19 protein-coding genes are annotated in these 17193 nt (G+C 70.5%); 11 read left to right on the top strand and 8 right to left on the bottom strand.

The window, feature by feature from the left end; genetic code table 11:
- Position 1: 1 nt before the first annotated feature.
- The 3 genes from secD to KBY90_RS03245 are packed head-to-tail and all read left to right on the top strand — an operon-like array spanning position 2 to position 2700.
- A complete protein-coding gene (secD, locus tag KBY90_RS03235; protein WP_254967028.1) occupies positions 2–1525 on the top strand; it encodes a protein translocase subunit SecD in 1524 nt (507 codons plus the stop codon).
- A gap of 3 nt (positions 1526–1528) precedes the next feature.
- Positions 1529–2488: a protein translocase subunit SecF gene (gene secF, locus KBY90_RS03240; protein ID WP_254967029.1), complete on the top strand. Its 960-nt coding sequence runs from the start codon at positions 1529–1531 to the stop codon at positions 2486–2488.
- Positions 2485–2700: a hypothetical protein gene (locus tag KBY90_RS03245; RefSeq protein WP_254967030.1), complete on the top strand. Its 216-nt coding sequence runs from the start codon at positions 2485–2487 to the stop codon at positions 2698–2700. The genes secF and KBY90_RS03245 overlap by 4 nt, the downstream gene beginning before the upstream one ends.
- Before the next feature lie 21 nt (positions 2701–2721).
- Here KBY90_RS03245 and KBY90_RS03250 read toward each other — a convergent pair whose 3' ends face one another.
- Positions 2722–3786 (bottom strand): AI-2E family transporter, encoded by a 1065-nt coding sequence (locus KBY90_RS03250; RefSeq protein WP_254967031.1) that lies wholly within the window; start codon positions 3784–3786, stop codon positions 2722–2724.
- A 25-nt stretch (positions 3787–3811) separates the two neighbouring features.
- Positions 3812–4189, bottom strand: a complete 378-nt coding sequence (psb28, locus tag KBY90_RS03255) for a photosystem II reaction center protein Psb28 (protein ID WP_254967032.1) — start codon at positions 4187–4189, stop codon at positions 3812–3814.
- A 125-nt stretch (positions 4190–4314) separates the two neighbouring features.
- Here psb28 and KBY90_RS03260 point away from each other — a divergent pair, with 125 nt between their 5' ends.
- Both KBY90_RS03260 and KBY90_RS03265 read left to right on the top strand, forming a co-directional pair.
- Positions 4315–5049: a GUN4 domain-containing protein gene (locus KBY90_RS03260; RefSeq protein ID WP_254967033.1), complete on the top strand. Its 735-nt coding sequence runs from the start codon at positions 4315–4317 to the stop codon at positions 5047–5049.
- Between the two features lie 94 nt (positions 5050–5143).
- On the top strand, positions 5144–5593 hold the full coding sequence (locus tag KBY90_RS03265) for an ATP-binding protein (protein WP_254967034.1): 450 nt from the start codon (positions 5144–5146) through the stop codon (positions 5591–5593).
- Here the strand turns inward: KBY90_RS03265 and KBY90_RS03270 are convergent.
- Positions 5559–5882 (bottom strand): DUF6439 family protein, encoded by a 324-nt coding sequence (locus KBY90_RS03270; RefSeq protein ID WP_254967035.1) that lies wholly within the window; start codon positions 5880–5882, stop codon positions 5559–5561. The two genes, KBY90_RS03265 and KBY90_RS03270, sit on opposite strands and share 35 nt — an antisense overlap.
- Before the next feature lie 132 nt (positions 5883–6014).
- Between KBY90_RS03270 and KBY90_RS03275 the strand changes: the two genes are divergently transcribed.
- A complete protein-coding gene (locus tag KBY90_RS03275; protein ID WP_254967036.1) occupies positions 6015–6284 on the top strand; it encodes a hypothetical protein in 270 nt (89 codons plus the stop codon).
- Here KBY90_RS03275 and KBY90_RS03280 read toward each other — a convergent pair.
- On the bottom strand, positions 6281–7363 hold the full coding sequence (locus tag KBY90_RS03280) for a class I SAM-dependent methyltransferase (protein WP_254967037.1): 1083 nt from the start codon (positions 7361–7363) through the stop codon (positions 6281–6283). The two genes, KBY90_RS03275 and KBY90_RS03280, sit on opposite strands and share 4 nt — an antisense overlap.
- Before the next feature lie 160 nt (positions 7364–7523).
- On the opposite strand from KBY90_RS03280, the gene KBY90_RS03285 reads away from it, so the two are divergent.
- On the top strand, positions 7524–7802 hold the full coding sequence (locus KBY90_RS03285) for a hypothetical protein (RefSeq protein WP_254967038.1): 279 nt from the start codon (positions 7524–7526) through the stop codon (positions 7800–7802).
- A 62-nt stretch (positions 7803–7864) separates the two neighbouring features.
- On the opposite strand, the gene glnA is transcribed toward KBY90_RS03285, so the two are convergent.
- On the bottom strand, positions 7865–9283 hold the full coding sequence (glnA, locus tag KBY90_RS03290; RefSeq protein ID WP_254967039.1) for a type I glutamate--ammonia ligase: 1419 nt from the start codon (positions 9281–9283) through the stop codon (positions 7865–7867).
- A gap of 221 nt (positions 9284–9504) precedes the next feature.
- On the opposite strand from glnA, the gene KBY90_RS03295 reads away from it, so the two are divergent.
- Together KBY90_RS03295 and KBY90_RS03300 are read left to right on the top strand one after the other, a co-directional pair.
- Positions 9505–10035, top strand: a complete 531-nt coding sequence (locus KBY90_RS03295; protein WP_254967170.1) for an allophycocyanin subunit beta — start codon at positions 9505–9507, stop codon at positions 10033–10035.
- A gap of 73 nt (positions 10036–10108) precedes the next feature.
- The gene (locus KBY90_RS03300) at positions 10109–11296 is read left to right on the top strand and encodes an alanine--glyoxylate aminotransferase family protein (RefSeq protein ID WP_254967040.1); all 1188 of its coding nucleotides are present in this window, start codon (positions 10109–10111) and stop codon (positions 11294–11296) included.
- Here the strand turns inward: KBY90_RS03300 and KBY90_RS03305 are convergent.
- Positions 11286–11741 carry a nucleoside deaminase gene (locus KBY90_RS03305; protein ID WP_396122509.1) on the bottom strand — a complete coding sequence of 152 codons (456 nt, stop codon included), beginning with the start codon at positions 11739–11741 and terminating at the stop codon, positions 11286–11288. The two genes, KBY90_RS03300 and KBY90_RS03305, sit on opposite strands and share 11 nt — an antisense overlap.
- An 86-nt stretch (positions 11742–11827) precedes the next feature.
- On the opposite strand from KBY90_RS03305, the gene KBY90_RS03310 reads away from it, so the two are divergent.
- Complete coding sequence (locus KBY90_RS03310; protein ID WP_396122511.1) at positions 11828–13243, top strand: pyridoxal phosphate-dependent decarboxylase family protein; 1416 nt, start codon at positions 11828–11830, stop codon at positions 13241–13243.
- Positions 13240–13503, top strand: coding sequence for a hypothetical protein (locus tag KBY90_RS03315; protein WP_254967043.1), 264 nt, complete (start codon positions 13240–13242; stop codon positions 13501–13503). The genes KBY90_RS03310 and KBY90_RS03315 overlap by 4 nt, the downstream gene beginning before the upstream one ends.
- Here KBY90_RS03315 and KBY90_RS03320 read toward each other — a convergent pair.
- Together KBY90_RS03320 and KBY90_RS03325 are read right to left on the bottom strand one after the other, a co-directional pair.
- A complete protein-coding gene (locus tag KBY90_RS03320) occupies positions 13436–15007 on the bottom strand; it encodes a YcjF family protein (protein WP_254967044.1) in 1572 nt (523 codons plus the stop codon). The two genes, KBY90_RS03315 and KBY90_RS03320, sit on opposite strands and share 68 nt — an antisense overlap.
- A gap of 17 nt (positions 15008–15024) precedes the next feature.
- Positions 15025–17166, bottom strand: coding sequence for a transglycosylase domain-containing protein (locus tag KBY90_RS03325; protein WP_254967045.1), 2142 nt, complete (start codon positions 17164–17166; stop codon positions 15025–15027).
- Positions 17167–17193: the final 27 nt, after the last annotated feature.

Here is a 17193-nt window from a genome sequence, read left to right on the forward strand (position 1 = left end):
GATGGCCCGTCAACAGGGCTGGCTCGCCCTCATCCTGGCGCTGGCGATCGCTGCCGGCGCCCTGCTGCTCCAGTTCCCGCTGCAGCTCGGTCTCGACCTGCGCGGCGGCAGCCAGCTCTCCCTGCAGGTGATGCCGGCCGGAGACATCCGCCGGGTGCAGCCCGAACAGCTGGAGGCGGTGAAGGAAGTGCTCGACCGCCGCATCAACGGTCTGGGCGTGGCCGAGTCCACGCTTCAGACGGTTGGCGACGACCAGCTGGTGCTCCAGCTTCCCGGTGAGCAGGACCCCAGCCGGGCTGCCCGCGTGCTGGGTACCACCGCCCTGCTCGAATTCCGCGCCCAGAAGCCCGGCAGCGAAGCGGAGATGCGCACGCTGCTGGGCCTCAAGCGCCAGGCCCAGGCGGTCCTGGCCCGCCGCCGTCCCCCCTCCCAGACCCCCGAGCAGTCCTCCGCGCCGCCCGCCGACACCGGCGACGACAGCGGAGCCAGCGACGGTCTCGGGGATGAGGCCCTCGGCCAGGCTCTGCGCGAGCTCGGGGTGGACGTTCCCGCCGGTAGCGGCGAGACCCGCCAGCTGGAACTCCTCCTCGATGCGGTGAACACCCGCATCGTCACTCTTTATGAGCCGGCGGCGCTCACCGGCAAGGAGCTCGTCAGCGCCGGCCGTCAGCAGCAGCAGACCGGCAGCGGCTGGGATGTGACCCTCAACTTCACGCGGGAGGGAGGCGAGCAGTTCGCCCGCCTCACCCAGTCCATCGCCGGCAGCGGCCGCCTGCTGGGCATCGTGCTGGATGGGCGTTCGATCAGTGAGGCCAGCGTGGGGCCCGAGTTCCAGGCCGCGGGCATCACCGGCGGCGCCGCCAGCATCACCGGCAACTTCACGGCCGAGGAGGCGCGCGACCTCGAGGTGCAGCTGCGGGGCGGTTCGCTGCCGTTGCCCGTGCGCGTGATCGAGGTGCGCACGGTGGGGCCGAGCCTGGGCGCGGAGAACGTGCGCACCAGCCTCCGGGCCGCTCTGGTGGGGCTGGCGCTGGTGGCCCTGTTCATGCTGCTCGTCTATCGCCTGGCCGGCGTGGTGGCGGTGCTCGCCCTGAGCCTCTATGCCCTGTTCAACCTGGCGGTCTATGCCCTGATTCCGGTGACCCTCACCCTGCCGGGGATCGCCGGTTTCATCCTCTCCCTGGGCATGGCGGTGGATGCCAACGTGCTGATCTTCGAGCGCATCAAGGACGAGCTGCGCGAGGGCAACACGCTCATCCGCTCCATCGAGTCGGGCTTCACCCAGGCCCTCTCCAGCATCCTCGATGGTCAGATCACCACCCTGATCAGCTGTCTGGCCCTGTTCATCCTGGGCACCGGGCTGGTGAAGGGCTTTGCCGTCACCCTCGGCATCGGTGTGCTCATCAGTCTGTTCAGCGCCCTCAGCTGCACCCGGGTGCTGCTGCGCCTGCTGATGAGCTATCCGGCGCTGCGCCGCCCCACCAACTTCATCGCCCGGGACGAGCTGCCCGCGGCCGCGTCCTGAGCCATGTCTCCCCTTTCCTCCCTGCTCCAGGTGCGCGTCAACCAGCGCCGCCGTTCCCTCTGGACCATCTCCGCTCTGGCGCTGGTCCTCAGTGTGCTCGGCCTGATGCTGTCCTGGCTGTCGCCCGCCATCGGTGCCCCGCTGCGCGCCGGCCTCGATTTCACCGGCGGCACCCAGATTCAGATCGAGCGCCTCTGCCAGGGTGACTGTCCGCCGCTCACGGTGTCCGCCCTGCAGCGCCGTCTGGCCGCGCTGGAGCTGCCCGCGGCGGAAGGCGAGCAGCCTCCCCGGCTGGGCAGCAGCACGGTCCAGCTGCTCGATGACGGCCGCCAGGTGGTGCTGCGACTTCCCACCCTGACGGCAGACCAGTCGCAGGCGGTCATCGAGGGTCTCCAGAACGACATCGGCGGCATCGAGCCTGGCGGCCTGGGCGTCGACACCATCGGCCCCACCCTCGGTGCCCAGTTGCTGCGGGCCAGCCTCGTGTCGCTGCTGGTGAGCTTCCTGGGCATCTCGGCCTACATCACCCTGCGCTACGACCGCCTCTACGCCGTGCTGGCTCTGGTCTGCCTGGCCCACGACGTGCTGATCACCTGCGGCGTGTTCGCCTGGCTGGGGCTGCTGGCCGGGGTGGAGGTGAACAGCCTGTTCGCCGTCGCCCTGCTCACCGTGGCCGGCTATTCGGTGAACGACACGGTGGTGATCTTCGACCGCATCCGCGAGAAACGTGCCCAGCTCCAGGACATTGGCCTGGCTGAGCAGGCCGATGCGGCGGTGTCGGCCACCCTCACCCGTTCGCTGTTCACCAGCTTCACCACCCTGCTGCCCCTGCTCGGTCTGATCCTCTTCGGCGGCAGCACGCTCTTCTGGTTCGCCGTCGCCCTCACCATCGGCGTCGTGGTGGGTGCCTGGTCGAGCATCGCCGTGGCGCCAACGCTTCTGCCTGTGCTGGCGCGGCGGTGAGCGAAACGCCCCGCCGTCACTCCAGATCCTGGGGACGCTGGCCCCTGGTGCCCGTGCTGCTGGCCGTTCTCGCCCTGCTGGATCTGCGGCTGGAATTTCGCCTGCTGGCGGATCATTTCACCTTCACGGCCCTGGGATTTCTGGTGCGCTCGCACCCCCTGGCGGTATCGGTGCTGCTGCTGCAGCCCAGCCTCTGGCATCACTACCGCTGAGGGCCTGGCCTGTGGCCACGGTCAGGCGGCGCGGCGCAGGCGCTTCCAGTCGTCGAGGACGTCGTGGATGAGGATCTCCCGCACCAGCACCTGCAGGCACACCGCCAGGGGCAAGGCCATCAGCAGGCCGATGGGGCCGAAGATGATCGTGAAGATCACCTGGGCGGAAAGCGTGAGACCGGGCAGGAGCTTGAGCTGGTGATGCATCACCGACGGGGTGATCAGGTAGCTCTCCACGTTCTGAATCGCCACGTAGAGCAGCAGCACCGCCAGCGACTTCCAGGGTGAATCGAGCAGGGCCACGGACATGGGGAACACCGTGCTGAGCGTCGGCCCCACGTTAGGGATCACGTTCAGCATTCCGGCCAGCAGGGCGTTGGCCGCCACCAGGTTCACCCCCAGCAGCGACAGACCGATGGCGGCCAGCACGCCCACGCACAGGGACGAGATCATCACCCCCACCATCCAGCCGCTCAACGCCTCGCCGCACTGCACCAGCACGCTGCGGAACCGGCGTCGGTAGAAGGACGGCACCAGCAGCACCCCCACCTCCCGGTAGGCCGTGGGCTGAACCGCCACCATCAGGGCCACGGCCAGCACGAACACGAGCTGCAGCAGCCCGGATCCCACACCGCCTGCCAGGCCGACGATCTGCATCGCCCCCTGGCCCAGATCCGGGATCGGCAACCGGCCATCGCGCAGCATCCCTTCGCGCAGGCGGTCAACGGCGCCATCGGAGCTGCCGTACAGCATCCGCGTGGCGCTGGCCGTGGCGTCACGCAGCAGATTGAAGAGGGTGTTGGCCGCCGCAGGCAGCTTGGCGATCAGTTCGCCGAACTGTTCCACGAAGGGGGGAATCACCGCCGTCGCGAGCACGGCGGTGATCACCAGCAGCAGGCTCAGGCTGAGCAGCAGCGCCAGGCCGCGCCCGCAGCCCAGGCGCCGCTGCACCCAGGCCACCAGGGTGCAGATGGCCATGGCCACCACCACGGCCGTGAACATCAGAATCAGGCTCTGGCGCAGGTTCCAGAGCAGCACCAGAGCGGCCATGAGGGCGATCAGCCCCAGCCACTGGCCGAAGGACATGGGCTGGAGCGCGCCCCCGGAGGACCTAGTCACCCTGTCCTTCAGCCTCGGCCTGCTCCTCGCCCTGGCTGCCGGAGAAGCCCAGGTCGTGGCTGTCGGCGTAGCGCTGGGCGAAGCGCATGAAGCGCTCGAAGTCCGGCAGGGTCTTCCAGGTGTAGGTGGCTTCCAGGGCGCTGGGCTTGCCGTTCACAAACCGGGCCTTGACCTCGCGGGTCACCATCTCACCCTCCTCATCGACCATGAACATGCCGGTGATGTCGCCCAGGGTTTCCGGGGCCAGGGCGTCCGGTTCCTCGAACACGAACATGGCCTGGCCGGTGCGCCCATCCCGCGAGCGGGTGAGCCGGATGTCGGGCACGACCGGCTCGTCCACGCCCCGGAAGAACTGAATGGCTGCGGCCATGCCAGCTGAGCAAAGGCCGATCCTACGCGCGGGTTCCCTGCCGGGCTCCCCCGTCGCCCACCTGCGCCTGCGATGCTCGTGGCTGACATAGTGGGCCCACGCTGGCCCGATCTGGTTCGGTTTCCATGCTCTCCGGCCCTCCGGTCACTGCCACCGTCAGTCCCTCGGACACCCCCTCGGAGCTGCTGGCCCGCTTCCAGGCCGGAGCCGAGCGGCAGCGGCGGCGCCTGCTGCCCCAGCTGGAGGAGCGGGCCGAGGCCATCCGTCCCCTGATCCCCGATCACATCGCCGCGCTCGACCCCACCGGTGACGACTGGGCCGCGGGGTGTCTGATTCAGTTGCTGGTGGCTCGGGATGACGCTCAGCGCGAGGCCTTCTTCAGCCGCTATCCCGGCGGCTGGCTGGCCACCACCAGCGCCCGGGGTGTGGATTACGCCCCGCTGCAGCGGGCCCTGGCGCTGCAGGAGTTCGAGCAGGCGGACCGCATCACCAGCAGTCTGCTGCGGGAACTGGCCGGTTCGGGAGCCGTGCAGCGGGGGTATGTGTATTACAGCGAGGTGCCGGCCATGCCCGCCACCGATCTGGACGCTCTCGATCGCCTCTGGGTCTGTTTCTCCCGGGGGCGCTTCGGCTTTTCCGTGCAGGCCAGGCTGCTGGAGGCCGCCGGCGGCCGCTGGGAACGCCTCTGGCCCAGGTTGGGCTGGAAGGACGGCTCCCAGTGGTCCCGCTACCCCGGCGGCTTTCAGTGGACGATCGACGCCCCCGAGGGTCACATGCCCCTGATCAACCAGCTGCGCGGTGTGCGCCTGATGGATGCCCTGCTGCAGCATCCGGCCCTGGTGCAGCGCTGCAGGCGCTGAGCAGCGCTGCCGTCTCGTTGCTGTTGCCTTCTACCCCCTGGGCTGAGGCCATGGGCCGCCTTAGGGTCGGTTCGGCCCCTGCGGATCCACCTGGATGACGCTCCGCTGGTCGGACTTCATCACCCCATCCACGCTGCAGCTGGCCCCGCTGGTGGAGCTGCTGCTGGAACCGGTCCCCTGCCTGCGCCTGCAGGCTGAGCTGCACCTCGGTCTCCAGGAGGCCCTGGTCAATGCCGTGCGCCACGGCAACGGCGGGGATCCCGGCAAGCTGCTGCGCATCCGCCGGATCGAAACCCCCCGCTGGCTGGTCTGGCAGGTGCAGGACGAGGGGGACGGTGTGCCCGAGAGCTCCCGGACGCGGCTGGCCTGCCTGCCCGAATCTCCGGAGGCCGAAGGGGGCCGGGGCCTGTTCCTCATCCGCCATTGCTTCGACGACGTGCGCTGGAGCCCTCGCGGCAACCGGCTGCAGCTGGCCGTGCGCCGCGAGCGCCTCTCGCCGGCGGCTGTGCTCAGCGGCCGTGGCTGGGGCAGCCGGGATCGCTGACCTCCGCGCGCAGCCAGAGCAGGGCGTGTTCCACCAGGGCGATGGCTTGTTCGCGGGACGGCGTGCTGGAGCGGCGCCGGGGGTCGTCACCCCGAAGCAACTGCACCAGGGCTGCGGCCAGCTGTTCGGCACCCCGGCGTGGCCTCTGGCTCTTGAGGGCGTGCCAGTCCCGGTCGGCGATCGTCAGCTGACGATGCAGCGCCTCGGCCAGGGCCGCGGCCTGGTCCGGCCAGGGACCGCGAGTCTCGCCGCCAGACTCCGCGGCGGGCTGTGCTGCTTGCTCGCGCATCGATGGACATCCCTAGTCTCGGCGTTCCATCCTGTCGTGGGCATCGCGACTCCGGGTGCCTGACCCTGCCCTGTACCCGTGTCCCCGCCCTCCGCCACCTCGCCGGCAGCATCGGCTTCCGCAGCTGCGCCTGTGTTCCGTCGCCATCGGCTGCGCGTCCGGCGCCGCCACCCCGTGCGGCTGCTGCATCTACTGGACGGTCTGTTCACCCAGGCCTCCCTTGCCCGCCGCAGCAGCGGCGTGGCCCAGCGTCGCCAGCAGCAGCGTCTGGCCGTCGCCCAGCGCTTGCTCGACCCCCTGCCGGCGCCACTGACCATGGCCGATGGCGGCGCCACGGCGTTCTGGAGGGCCCTGCGCTGGGGCGGCCTGGGGCTGCTGCTGGCCTGGCTGCTGCGCCCCTAGGTGCTCGCGGGCTGCAGGGGGCTGGCCGGCTTGCGGGCCGACCAGACCCGTGTCATGAAGTGGGTGGTGGCCTCGATCGCGTCGAATCCGGCTGCCTGCAGCCGGCCGAGGATGTCGTCGCTGATGTACTCGCGGTAGTAGGGCTCGTGGAACACGCGGCGGAAGTTCTCCATCACGGCCGAGAACTGCGGTGAATCCGCCAGCTGAATGGAATCGGCCAGCACCAGCACACCCCCGGGCTCCAGCAGCCGGAAACACTCCTCGATCACGCCCTGGCGTGCAGCGCCGGGCAGCTCGTGCAGCAGGAACACACAGGTGATGCCCTGCACGCTGGCGTCGGCGAAGGGCATGTGTTCGGCGTTGCCCTGCACCAGCTGGGGCAGCTCTCCGGGAACCTGGGCCAGCCAGCGGTTGGCCTGGCGCAGATAGGCGGTGGACAAATCCAGACCCATCAGCTGGGCTTCCGGCAGCGCCCCGCGCAGCTGCCGCAGGGTGCGGCCCGTGCCGGTGGCCACGTCCAGCACCCGGATCCGACCGGCAGGGCGCTCCCCGAAGCTGCGCAGACCGTTCAGCAGGGGACCGATCACCCGGCGGCGCATGGGGTCGGCGCTGCCGTTGAACAACAGTTCCACCTGGAGGTCGTAGAGGGCGGCGGAGTGGTCGCTCAGGTAACCGTCGGTCTGGTGATGAAAGTTCTGCAGGTAGTAGTCGGGATACAGCGAGGCATCGACCCCATCGGGCAGGTCGCGCACCCGGCGGGCCCGCCGGCGGTTCCAGATCTGGGGCAGATCCAGCCAGATCAGGGGGTAGCGGCCCGCCCAATCGAGCCAGGGGGCGTCAAAGAGGAGCGAGGCGGGGTAGAGACCCTGCTCGGCCTCCTGCCAGTCACGGGCATGGAGGTCATCCATCGACTCCTGCAGGCGGGAGATCAGCTCGGCCGGCACGGGCACGGTGCGCGGGCTGCCATCGGGCGCGAGCACGGCCATCAGGCGGTTGGTCACCTCCTTGTGGGTGATGCCGAACAGCGCCTTGCCCTGCTGCAGGGTGCGGTAGGCCAGCCTGGTGAGCTGATCGGACATGGGTGAGGGCGGTTGCAGGCCCATTCCAGCCGATGGAAACGGCAGCCGCGAGCGGCGCGGGAGCGCAGGTTGAAGACCTATGAAGCCCTTCGGGCCATCTGTAGTGGTTGATACAGCGCTGCACGACAATGTGGGTACCGGAGCAAGGAGCCCGCTCGCCATGACCGCCAACCGCATTCCCGCCGGCCCGGCTCCGGTGGCCGTCCCCCTGCCGGCCAATGCCGCGCGCCAGGGCGGTCCGGCCCGGGAATTCCTGGCCTGGGCCCGTCACCATCAGCGCGACCGCCGGCTGCACGCGGCCCAGCTGGCTCAGATCACGCGCCATCACGACCCCAACCCCGGCGCCGACGCCGTCCATGAGGTTCAGGCCTGGGCCGTGCGTGAGGCACACCTCAAGCACCTGCATGACAGTGCCATCGCCCAGATCCGCCATCCCTGAGGGCTGCGGTCGCGGCGACCGATGAAAAAGCCCCGGCCGCAAGGCCGGGGCAGGGATCTGGATCAGGCGTCGTAGTACATCACGAACTCGTGGGGGTGCGGCCGCTGGCGCAGCTGCTGCACCTCTTCGTACTTCATGGCGATCCAGTTGTTGATGAAGTCCTCGGTGAACACCCCGCCCTCCATCAGGTAGTGCTTGTCGGCATCGAGGGCCTCCAGTGACCCGTTGAGGGAGGCCGGCACCGTGGAGATCCGGGCCAGTTCCTCGGCGGAGAGCTCGAACAGGTCGACGTCGGTGCCGTCGCCGGGGTCGATCTGGTTCTTGATGCCGTCGATGCCGGCCATGAGCATGGCGGCAAAGCCCAGGTAGGGATTGGAGAGGGCGTCACCGGAGCGGAACTCCAGACGCTTGGCCTTGGGGCTGGGGCCCGTGAGCGGGATGCGCACGGCGGCCGAGCGGTTGCCCTGGGAGTACACCAGGTTGACGGGAGCCTCGAAGCCCGGCACCAGGCGCTTGTAGCTGTTCGTGGTGGGGTTGGTGAAGGCCAGGAAGCTGGGGGCGTGCTTGAGCAGGCCGCCGATGTACCAGCGGGCCGTCTGAGAGAGGTTGGCGTAGGTGCCCTCGCCGAAGAACAGGGGATTGCCGCCCTTCCAGAGGCTCTGGTGCACATGCATGCCGCTGCCGTTGTCGGCGAACACCGGCTTGGGCATGAAGGTGGCCGTCTTGCCGTACTTGCGGGCGACGTTGCGCACCACGTACTTGTAGATCATGACGTTGTCGGCCGCGCTGATCAGCTCGGCGAACTTCATGCCCAGCTCGTGCTGGGCCGTGGCCACCTCGTGATGGTGCTTCTCGATCGGCACCCCCAGGGCCGCCATGGTGAGGATCATCTCGGTCCTCATGTCCTGAAGGGTGTCGTTCGGGGCGACGGGGAAGTAGCCCTCCTTCAGCTGGATCTTGTAGGCCAGGTTGCCGCCTTCCTCCAGCCGTGAGGTGTTCCACGGCGCTTCGATGGAATCGACGCTGTAGAAACTGCTGCCGCTGCCGGAGCTGTAGCGCACGTCGTCGAACACGAAGAATTCCGGCTCCGGGCCGAAATAGGCCGTGTCGGCGATGCCGGTCGATTCCAGATAGTCGAGGGCCTTCTGAGCCAGCGCCCGGGGGCAGCGGCCGTAGGGCTGGCCGCTGCGGGGTTCCTGGATCGAGCAGATCAGGCTGAGGGTCTTGTGGCTGTAGAAGGGGTCGATCCAGGCGGTGTCGGGGTCCGGCACCATCGCCATGTCCGACTCGTTGATCGCCTTCCAGCCGCGGATCGAGGAGCCGTCGAAGGCCACGCCGTCCGTGAAGGCATCCTCATCCACGAGATCCTTGCTCACGGTGAGGTGCTGCCACTTGCCGTGGAGATCCACGAACTTGAGGTCGATCAGCTCGATGCCCTCGTCCTGGATCTGACGGAGCACGTCCTGGGCTGTTTTGGCCATGGCGGAGAACGGGGGGACAGACCGCCCCAGCGGCGGACTGGCGGGACCGTACGGAGCGGCCTGGGCCAGCTTTGTAGCGGCTGACACCAAAACGCCGGTTCCGGCGGGCCGGCGCTTGCGTAACCGTTTCTGTCAGATCCGCCAGAAGCCCTGTCAGGTCAGGGATTTTGCCCGATCTGAGTGCTACCTTCCGGCCTGGGCACATGCGATCCACTCCAGCCATGCGGGATGCCATCACCGGTCTGATCGGGCGCTACGACCAGCTGGGGCGCTACCTCGACCGCGAGGCCATCGACCGCATCAACACCTACCTGTCCCAGTCGGCCCTGCGCCTGGCGGCGGTGGAGCTGATCAACCGCGAGGCCGCCGGGATCGTGCGCGAGGCCGCCCAGCGCCTGTGGCTGGAGGATCCCGAACTGATCCTTCCCGGTGGCAACGCCTACACCACCCGGCGTCTCTCGGCCTGCCTGCGCGACATGGACTACTTCCTGCGCTACGCCAGCTACGCCCTGATCGCGGCCGACCCCGCGATCCTCGATGAGCGCGTGCTCAATGGCCTGGATGACACGTACAAGAGTCTGGGCGTGCCCACCGGCCCCACCGTGCGCAGCATCGCCCTGATGGCCGACGTCGTCTGCGAGATGCTGGCGGAGACCGGGATGGCCGAGGCCGCCGATCTGGCCGCCGTGGTGCGGGATCCCTTCGACCATCTCTGCCGCGGGCTGGCGCCCGCCAACGTGCGGGCCCGCTGAGCAGCAGCCCCCCTTCCGCGGCCGCCCTGCGGTGGCTGCCTACTGTCCCCGTTCCGCTCCCCGATCCGGCCCCTTGTCCGCGCTGCCTCCCGTCAACACCGCCCATCGGCTCCAGCTCGATCCCATCGCCACCCCCGATCGTCTGCTGCTCGGTCCCGGGCCTTCCAACGCCCACCCGCAGGTGCTTCAGGCCCTGGCGCGCACCCCGATCGGCCACCTCGATCCGCTCTACGTGCACCTCATGGGTGAGGTGCAGGAGCTGCTGCGCTACGCCTGGCAGACCGACAATCGCCTCACCCTGCCGATGAGCGGCACCGGCAGCGCCGCCATGGAGGCCACCCTGGCCAACACCGTGGAGCCCGGCGACAAGGTGCTGGTGGCGGTGAAGGGCTACTTCGGTCTGCGCCTGGCGGACATGGCCGAGCGCTACCGCGCCGAGGTGGTGACGATCGAGCGGCCGTGGGGAGAGGCGTTCACCCTCGAGGAGATCGAGGCGGCCCTGGAGCTGCACCGTCCGGCGGTGCTGGCGATCGTGCATGCGGAGACCTCCACCGGCATCCGCCAGCCGATGGAGGGGATCGGCGATCTCTGCCGTCGCCACAATTGCCTGCTGCTGCTGGACACCGTCACCTCCCTGGGAGCGGTGCCCCTCTTCCTGGACGACTGGAAGGTGGATCTCGCTTACAGCTGCAGCCAGAAGGGGCTCAGCTGCCCTCCGGGTCTGGGGCCCTTCACCATGGGCCCCCGGGCGGAAGCCAAGATGGAGGCCCGCAGCGGCAAGGTGCCGAACTGGTACCTGGACGTGACCCTGCTCAACCGCTATTGGGGCAGCGACCGGGTGTACCACCACACCGCCCCGGTGAACATGAACTTCGGCATGCGTGAGGCCCTGCGCCTGCTGGCCGACGAGGGCCTCGAGCAGGTCTGGGCGCGCCATCAGCGCAACGCCGAGCGTCTCTGGGCGGGTCTGGAGGCTCTGGGGCTGGATCTGCATGCTCCCCGCGAGCTGCGCCTGCCCACCCTCACCACCGTGCGCATTCCGGAGGGCGTGGACGGCAAGGCGTTCACCCTGCACCTGCTCAACAAGCACGGCATCGAGGTGGGCGGCGGCCTGGGCGCGCTGGCCGGCAAGGTGTGGCGCATCGGTCTGATGGGCTACAACAGCCAGGCCGAGAACGTGGACCGGCTGCTCAATCTGTTCGAGACCGAACTGCCGGCGTTCCGTGCCGGCGCCACAGAGCCCGCCGTCGTCAGCGTCTGAGCGCGGCAGCTGCGCTCCGGCGCCTCCGGAACCACGCCTCCAGCTGGTGCCGGGCGCTCTCCCCCTCGACGCCGCCGATCACCTGCATGTGGTGATGGGCGCTGGTGTGGGCGGCCAGGTTCAGGGTGCTGCCCAGGGCACCACGCTTGGGATCGGCGGCGCCATACACCACCGTGCCCACGCGCGCCTGGACCGCGGCCCCCGCACACATCGGGCACGGCTCGAGCGTCACCAGCAGGGTGCAGCCGTTCAGGCGCCAGTCGCCCAGGGCCCGGGCCGCCTGCCCGATCGCCGTGATCTCCGCATGCCCGAGCGGATCGCCCTGGCGGTGGCGACGGTTGCTGCCCCAGCCCAGGCAGCGTCCGCAGCCATCGAGCACCGCTGCCGCCACGGGGATCTCGCCCCCCTCGCCCACCCGCGCGGCCAGCCGCAGCAGGCGGGCCATCCACAGCCGATGATCAGGGGTGCCGGGGCCGCATCTCACCATGGAGGAACCAACGGGTGACAATGGTGCGGTCTGATCATCCGCCGTTGGCACCCGCGCCAGAGGCCCAGCGGGGGATCCCACCGCTGCCCTTCGCCAGCCCGCCAGGGCATGACCCTGCCCTTCAGGACTTCCTGGAGCAGGCCAGCAGTCGGCTCTGCGCCTGGATGGCCAGTGCAGGCCAGCGCCCGCCGCTTCCCGGCCTGAGCCTGATGCCGGCGGTGGAGCCAGCCCAGGGGGCCCAGCCTGCCGATCAGCTGCTCGCCGACCTGCAGCTGGTGATGGACGGTGCCTACAACCCAGGCCATCCCGGCGCCCTGGCCCATCTCGATCCACCCGCCCTCGGTGCCTCGATCGTCGCTGAGCTGGTCTGCGCAGGTCTGAACAACAATCTCCTGGCCGAGGAGCTCTCCCCCACCCTCACCCGCCTGGAGCGGAGCCTGATGGCCTGGCTGGCGGAACGCCTCGGCCTGCCGCCGGGCAGCGGTGGCGTGCCGGCCAGTGGCGGCACCCTCTCCAACCTGATGGCCCTGGTCACGGCCCGGCGCAGCAGGAACCTCGCCGCCTGCAGCGAAGCCGTGGTGCTGGCCAGTGCCGACGCCCACGTCTCACTGGCGAAGTCCCTGGCGGTGATGGGTCTGCCGGCGGAGGCGCTTCAGCAGGTGCCGGTGGACGCCACCGGAGCCATGGATTCCGCCCATCTGGAGCGCCAGCTGCAGCGGCTGGCCCAGCGTGGGATCCCGGTGATCGCGGTGGTGGCCACCGCGGGCACCACCGTGCGCGGCGCCGTGGACCCGCTGCCGGCGATCGCCACCCTCTGTCGCCGTCACGGCGTGTGGCTGCATGTGGACGGGGCCATCGGGGCCGTGTTCGCCCTCAGCGACGCCCACCGCAGCCGCGTGCCCGGGCTGGGGCAGGCCGATTCGCTCACCGTCAATCCCCAGAAGCTGCTGGGCATCACCAAGACCTCGTCCCTGTTGCTGCTGGCGGAGCCCCGCCTGCTGGAGACTGCCTTCGGCACCGGTCTCCCCTACATGGAGCCCAGCTGGGGTGGTGGCCACGGCGGCGAGCAGGGCATCCAGGGCACGCGGCCGGCGGAGGTGCTGAAGCTCTGGCTGGGGCTGCGCCAGCTGGGGCTGGATGGCATCGAGGCGCTTCTGGATGGTGCCGTGGCGCGCCGGCGGGCGCTGCAGGAGCTGCTGGCGGCGATTCCCGGCCTGCGCCTGGTGGGTGGCCCCCTGCACCTGCTCGCCTTCACCCCGGAGCACGGCGATGCCGCCGCCGCCGAGCGCTGGAGCCTGGCCGCACGCCAGCGGCTCCTGGAGCACGACCTGATGCTCTCGCGCCCCCTCTACCGCGGCCGCCACCATCTCAAGGCGGTGCTGGGCAACCCCCACACCGGCAGCGCCGAACTGGAGCGCCTGGCCGCCCTGGTGGCGGCAACCCTGCCGGCCACGCCATGACCGACCTGCCGCCACAACCTTCCTCCCAGCAGCGCCGCGGCCGCTGGGTGGCGATCGTCACCGGCGCCATCTCGGTGCTGGTGGGGGTGCTCTACCTGCTGCTGATCGTGGTGCTCGACAGCCGCGGGCCGCTGCAGCCACCCCCGCCGGAGGCCCTCGGTGCGGCGCCGGCCCGGATCGGCACGCCGCCGCTCAGCGCCCCTCAGGACGGGGCGGCAGCTGGCGATCCCGCCGCCGCAACGGTTCCACCACACGGTTGAGGGCCTCCTGCAGGAAGCGCTGCAGGGCCCCTTCCCGGCGGTTGAGGTCGAAGTGGCGTTGCACCACCTCCTGCATGCCGCCGTCGCCCCAGTCCTGATCGCGCTCGAAGTAGGTGATGAAGCTGGCCCCCGCCACCCGCGTGAGCCAGGCGGCGCTCACCGCCTGCACCACCCGGCTCACGACGAGCGCGGGCAGGTTCAGGCTCAGCGCAGCGGAGAGCAGTCCCACGCCGCCCTTCACCAGCCCCAGGGCCGCCAGTGTGCGCCCCACGGAGAGGGCCAGGTCCTGGGCGCTCTCCCGGCTCAGCGTCACGCCATGGACGCGACCCAGCTCGATCACCATCTGGGCGTTCACGGCGGCGGCGCCCAGCAGATCCAGCCCCGGCAGGGGGGTCACCGCCACCACCCCGGCGCCGATCCACATGTAACGCTCCACCACCGCCTCAGCGTCACCGCGGCGCTGACGCGCCAGCAGGGACCTGCTCGCCTCACTGAGGGTGCGGCACTGCAGCAGCAGGTTGTCGGCGATCAGCTCCTCGCCGTCGGCATGCAGCACGGCGGCGATGCGCCGCAGCAGCACCTCCACCTCAGCGGGCGGCTGCAGCGGCCGCCCGCCAGGCATCGGCACGCTCTGGGGGGCTGCGCTGGCGGGCAGCACGTCCTCCGGCGGCAGCAGGCCCTGGACGCGGCGGCGCAGCAGCGTCAGCAACCGCTCCACCTCCTGATCCCCGCGCAGATCGCACTTGTTCAGCACCAGCAGCAGGCGCTTGCCCATGCCGGCCAGGCTGCGCAGCACCTCCGCCTCGCTGGCGCGCAGGTCGCCGTCCACCACCAGCAGCAGCAGATCAGTCCGGCTGGCCTGCTGCCGGGCGAGCTGCTCCCGTTCCCGGCCGCTGGCACCGGCCTCGAGGATGCCGGGGGTGTCCACCAGCCACACGGCTCTCTCCAGCCCCCGCAGGCGCAGCCGGTAGCGCTGGGCCTCTGTGGTGGAGCCCATCGGCGCTCCCACGCTGCCCACCAGGTCCTGCAGCAGGGCCCGGATCAGGGAGGTCTTGCCGGCGGAGCCCGTGCCGAACACCACGATGGTCAGGTCGCCGCGCTCCAGTTCGCGGGCCATCCGCTGGCGCTCCTGACGCAGGGCCTCACGGGCGATGCCGTCGCGCACCCGCTCCAGGGTCTGATCGATCGCCTCCAGGTTGCGGGCCGCCGCCTCGCGGCTGGTGCTGGGCGCCTCGGGTCTGGATGCCCCCTTGCCGCCGCGCTCCCGGCCTGCGGCGGCGGCTCCGCCCGGCCGCAGCAGGCGCAGCCATGGCCAGGCCAGCTGCACCAGCAGCGCCGCCACCGCCAGCACCAGCAGCAGGGCCACCGGCCCCACCAGTCCGTAGGGCAGCACACCGCTGAGCTGCCAGATCAGCTGGTTGAAGGCCTGGAGCACCAGGCCCACCACCAGCAGCGCCAGCAGCAGCACGCCGGCGGCGATCCAGAGGCGGGTGCGGTGCTTCATGCCGGAACCTCCCCTGCCTAGCTGCCGGCGGAGCGCATGATCTCGCCCCAGAGCCCTGCCGCCAGGGCGCTGGAGGCGTTGGTGGGGCTGTTGTCATCGTTGCCCAGCCAGATGCCGATCACCCGTCTGCGGCCGGCGTCGTAGCCCACGAACAGCAGGTCGCGGTTCTCATTGGTGGTGCCGGTCTTGCCCCCCTCCTGGCCGCCCAGGGAAGCGGCCGTCCCCGTGCCCGAACGCACCACCGCACGCATCAGCTGCTGCATGCGCCGGGCGGTCTCCCGCGGCACCGCCTGCCGGCCCGCGGGCGCGGCGGTGGCAGCCGGAGGGGCTGTTCCGCGTCCAGCCCCACCGGCCCGTCTGCGGCACTGATCCGGCTCCTCGCCCGGGCACGTTTCCCCATCCACCACCTTGCGGATCGTGGTGGGCGGCAGCCACACCCCATCGTTGGCGACGGCCGCATAGGCGGCGGTGAGCTCCAGCAGCGTCACCTCGCTCTGGCCCAGGGCCAGGCCGGGAACGGGGTCCAGGGGGCTGGTGATGCCCAGGTCGCGGGCCTTCTGCACCACCGCCTCCAGGCCCACCCGCTGGGCGAGGCGCAGCGCCGCGGTGTTGCTGCTGCGGGCGAAGGCGCTCACCAGCGTCAGCGAACCGCTGCAGTCGCTGCTGAAGGTCTGCCCGCGCCAGCGCAGGGGGCCGCAGTCCACCGGGTCGCCCGGGTTGGCCCCCCGCTCGAGGGCCACCAGAAAGGGGAACAGCTTGAAGGTGCTGCCGGGCTGGCGCAGGGCCATCGTGGCCCGGTTGAACTGGCTCTGCTGGTAGTCGCGCCCTCCGGCCAGCGCCAGGATGCCGCCGCTGCCGGCATCCAGCACCACCACAGCCCCCTCGCTGACGCCCAGGCTGCGGCTGCCATCCAGGCGACGGCGCAGCAGCCGCTCCACCCGCTCCTGCAGGCCGGTATCGAGATGGGTGTCGATGAGGAAATTGCCCTCGGCGGCGACACTGCGGCCCACCGACGCCTCCAGATCCCGGCGCACCTGATCGGTGTAGAAGGGGGCTCCGCGGCCCAGCTCCCTGGTGCGGCAGGCATCGGCATGCAGCTGCACCGGACTGCGCCGCGCCCGGCGGCCGGCATCGGGGCTGATGCGGCCCGTATCGGCCATCTTCTGGAGCACCTGGTTGCGGGAGCTCAGGGCCGCCTGGGGGTCGAAGCAGGGGTCGTAGCCGTTCGGGGAGGGCAGCAGGCCCACCAGCAGGGCCGCCTCCGCCAGCTTCAGCTCCCGGGCCGGCCTGCCGAAGTAGTGACGGCTGGCATCCTCGAAGCCCCAGCCCACGCCCAGATACACCCGGTTGAGATAGCTGAGCAGCAGATCGCGTTTGCTGAAGCGCGCCTCCAGCTGCAGCGACACCAGCAGTTCGCGCCACTTGCGTCCCAGCGTCTCCCCCTGGCCCACCTGATCGGGGTAGAGGCTGCGGGCGAGCTGCTGGGTGAGCGTGCTGCCGCCCTGCAGCACCCGGCCGCCGATCAGGTTGGTCACCAGGGCCCGTGCGGTGCCCACCGGGTCCACGCCCGGGTGCCACCAGAAACGGCTGTCCTCACTGGCCAGCAGCGCATCCACCAGCACCGGGGGATAGTCGCGCAGGGCCGCCAGCTCCCGGTGCTGGCGCCCTTCGGCGCTGGCGATCGGCTTGCCGCTGCGGTCGTAGAAGCTCAGGGGCCCGCGCACCGGCGCCAGGCTGCCGCGGATGGGCACCTGGGCCACCGCCAGGGCCAGGGTGGCAAGGCCGATGCCGGCCACGCCGGCCAGCGCCAGGCTGGCGCCGCGCACCACCTTCGCCAGACGGGGTCGGGGACGCTGCTGGAATTCCAGCTCCGGCAGCCCGGCCTGCTGGCTGGGGCCGAAGCGCACGCTGTCGCCGTCGCTGAGCAACAGCTCGCTCACCCGCCGGCCGCGCCACCAGAGCCCGTTGGTGGAGCCGCTGTCGCGCAGCAGCCAGTGGCGACCCACCTGCTCCAGCAGGGCATGCTGACGGCTGACGGCCGCATGGGGGATCGACACCTGGCAGCCGGCATCGCGGCCGATGCGGTACACGCCCGCATGCAGGGACAGCCGGGTGCTGCCCCGGCCGGGTAGGTGCACCAGCAGCACGCCCTCAGTCATGAGCGTGGATCAGCGGCCTGGCCCATC

The sequence above is a fragment of the Cyanobium sp. CH-040 genome (genome assembly GCF_024346135.1).
Lineage (GTDB): Bacteria > Cyanobacteriota > Cyanobacteriia > PCC-6307 > Cyanobiaceae > NIES-981.

Coding starts and splice junctions, on each gene's coding strand:
- secD (WP_254967028.1), top strand. CDS start 2: ATGGCCCGTCAACAGGGCTGGCTCGCCCTCATCCTGGCGCTGGCGATC.
- secF (WP_254967029.1), top strand. CDS start 1,529: ATGTCTCCCCTTTCCTCCCTGCTCCAGGTGCGCGTCAACCAGCGCCGC.
- KBY90_RS03250 (WP_254967031.1), bottom strand. CDS start 3,786: ATGTCCTTCGGCCAGTGGCTGGGGCTGATCGCCCTCATGGCCGCTCTG.
- psb28 (WP_254967032.1), bottom strand. CDS start 4,189: ATGGCCGCAGCCATTCAGTTCTTCCGGGGCGTGGACGAGCCGGTCGTG.
- KBY90_RS03260 (WP_254967033.1), top strand. CDS start 4,315: ATGCTCTCCGGCCCTCCGGTCACTGCCACCGTCAGTCCCTCGGACACC.
- KBY90_RS03265 (WP_254967034.1), top strand. CDS start 5,144: ATGACGCTCCGCTGGTCGGACTTCATCACCCCATCCACGCTGCAGCTG.
- KBY90_RS03270 (WP_254967035.1), bottom strand. CDS start 5,882: ATGCGCGAGCAAGCAGCACAGCCCGCCGCGGAGTCTGGCGGCGAGACT.
- KBY90_RS03280 (WP_254967037.1), bottom strand. CDS start 7,363: ATGTCCGATCAGCTCACCAGGCTGGCCTACCGCACCCTGCAGCAGGGC.
- KBY90_RS03285 (WP_254967038.1), top strand. CDS start 7,524: ATGACCGCCAACCGCATTCCCGCCGGCCCGGCTCCGGTGGCCGTCCCC.
- glnA (WP_254967039.1), bottom strand. CDS start 9,283: ATGGCCAAAACAGCCCAGGACGTGCTCCGTCAGATCCAGGACGAGGGC.
- KBY90_RS03295 (WP_254967170.1), top strand. CDS start 9,505: ATGCGGGATGCCATCACCGGTCTGATCGGGCGCTACGACCAGCTGGGG.
- KBY90_RS03305 (WP_396122509.1), bottom strand. CDS start 11,741: ATGGCCCGCCTGCTGCGGCTGGCCGCGCGGGTGGGCGAGGGGGGCGAG.
- KBY90_RS03315 (WP_254967043.1), top strand. CDS start 13,240: ATGACCGACCTGCCGCCACAACCTTCCTCCCAGCAGCGCCGCGGCCGC.
- KBY90_RS03320 (WP_254967044.1), bottom strand. CDS start 15,007: ATGAAGCACCGCACCCGCCTCTGGATCGCCGCCGGCGTGCTGCTGCTG.
- KBY90_RS03325 (WP_254967045.1), bottom strand. CDS start 17,166: ATGACTGAGGGCGTGCTGCTGGTGCACCTACCCGGCCGGGGCAGCACC.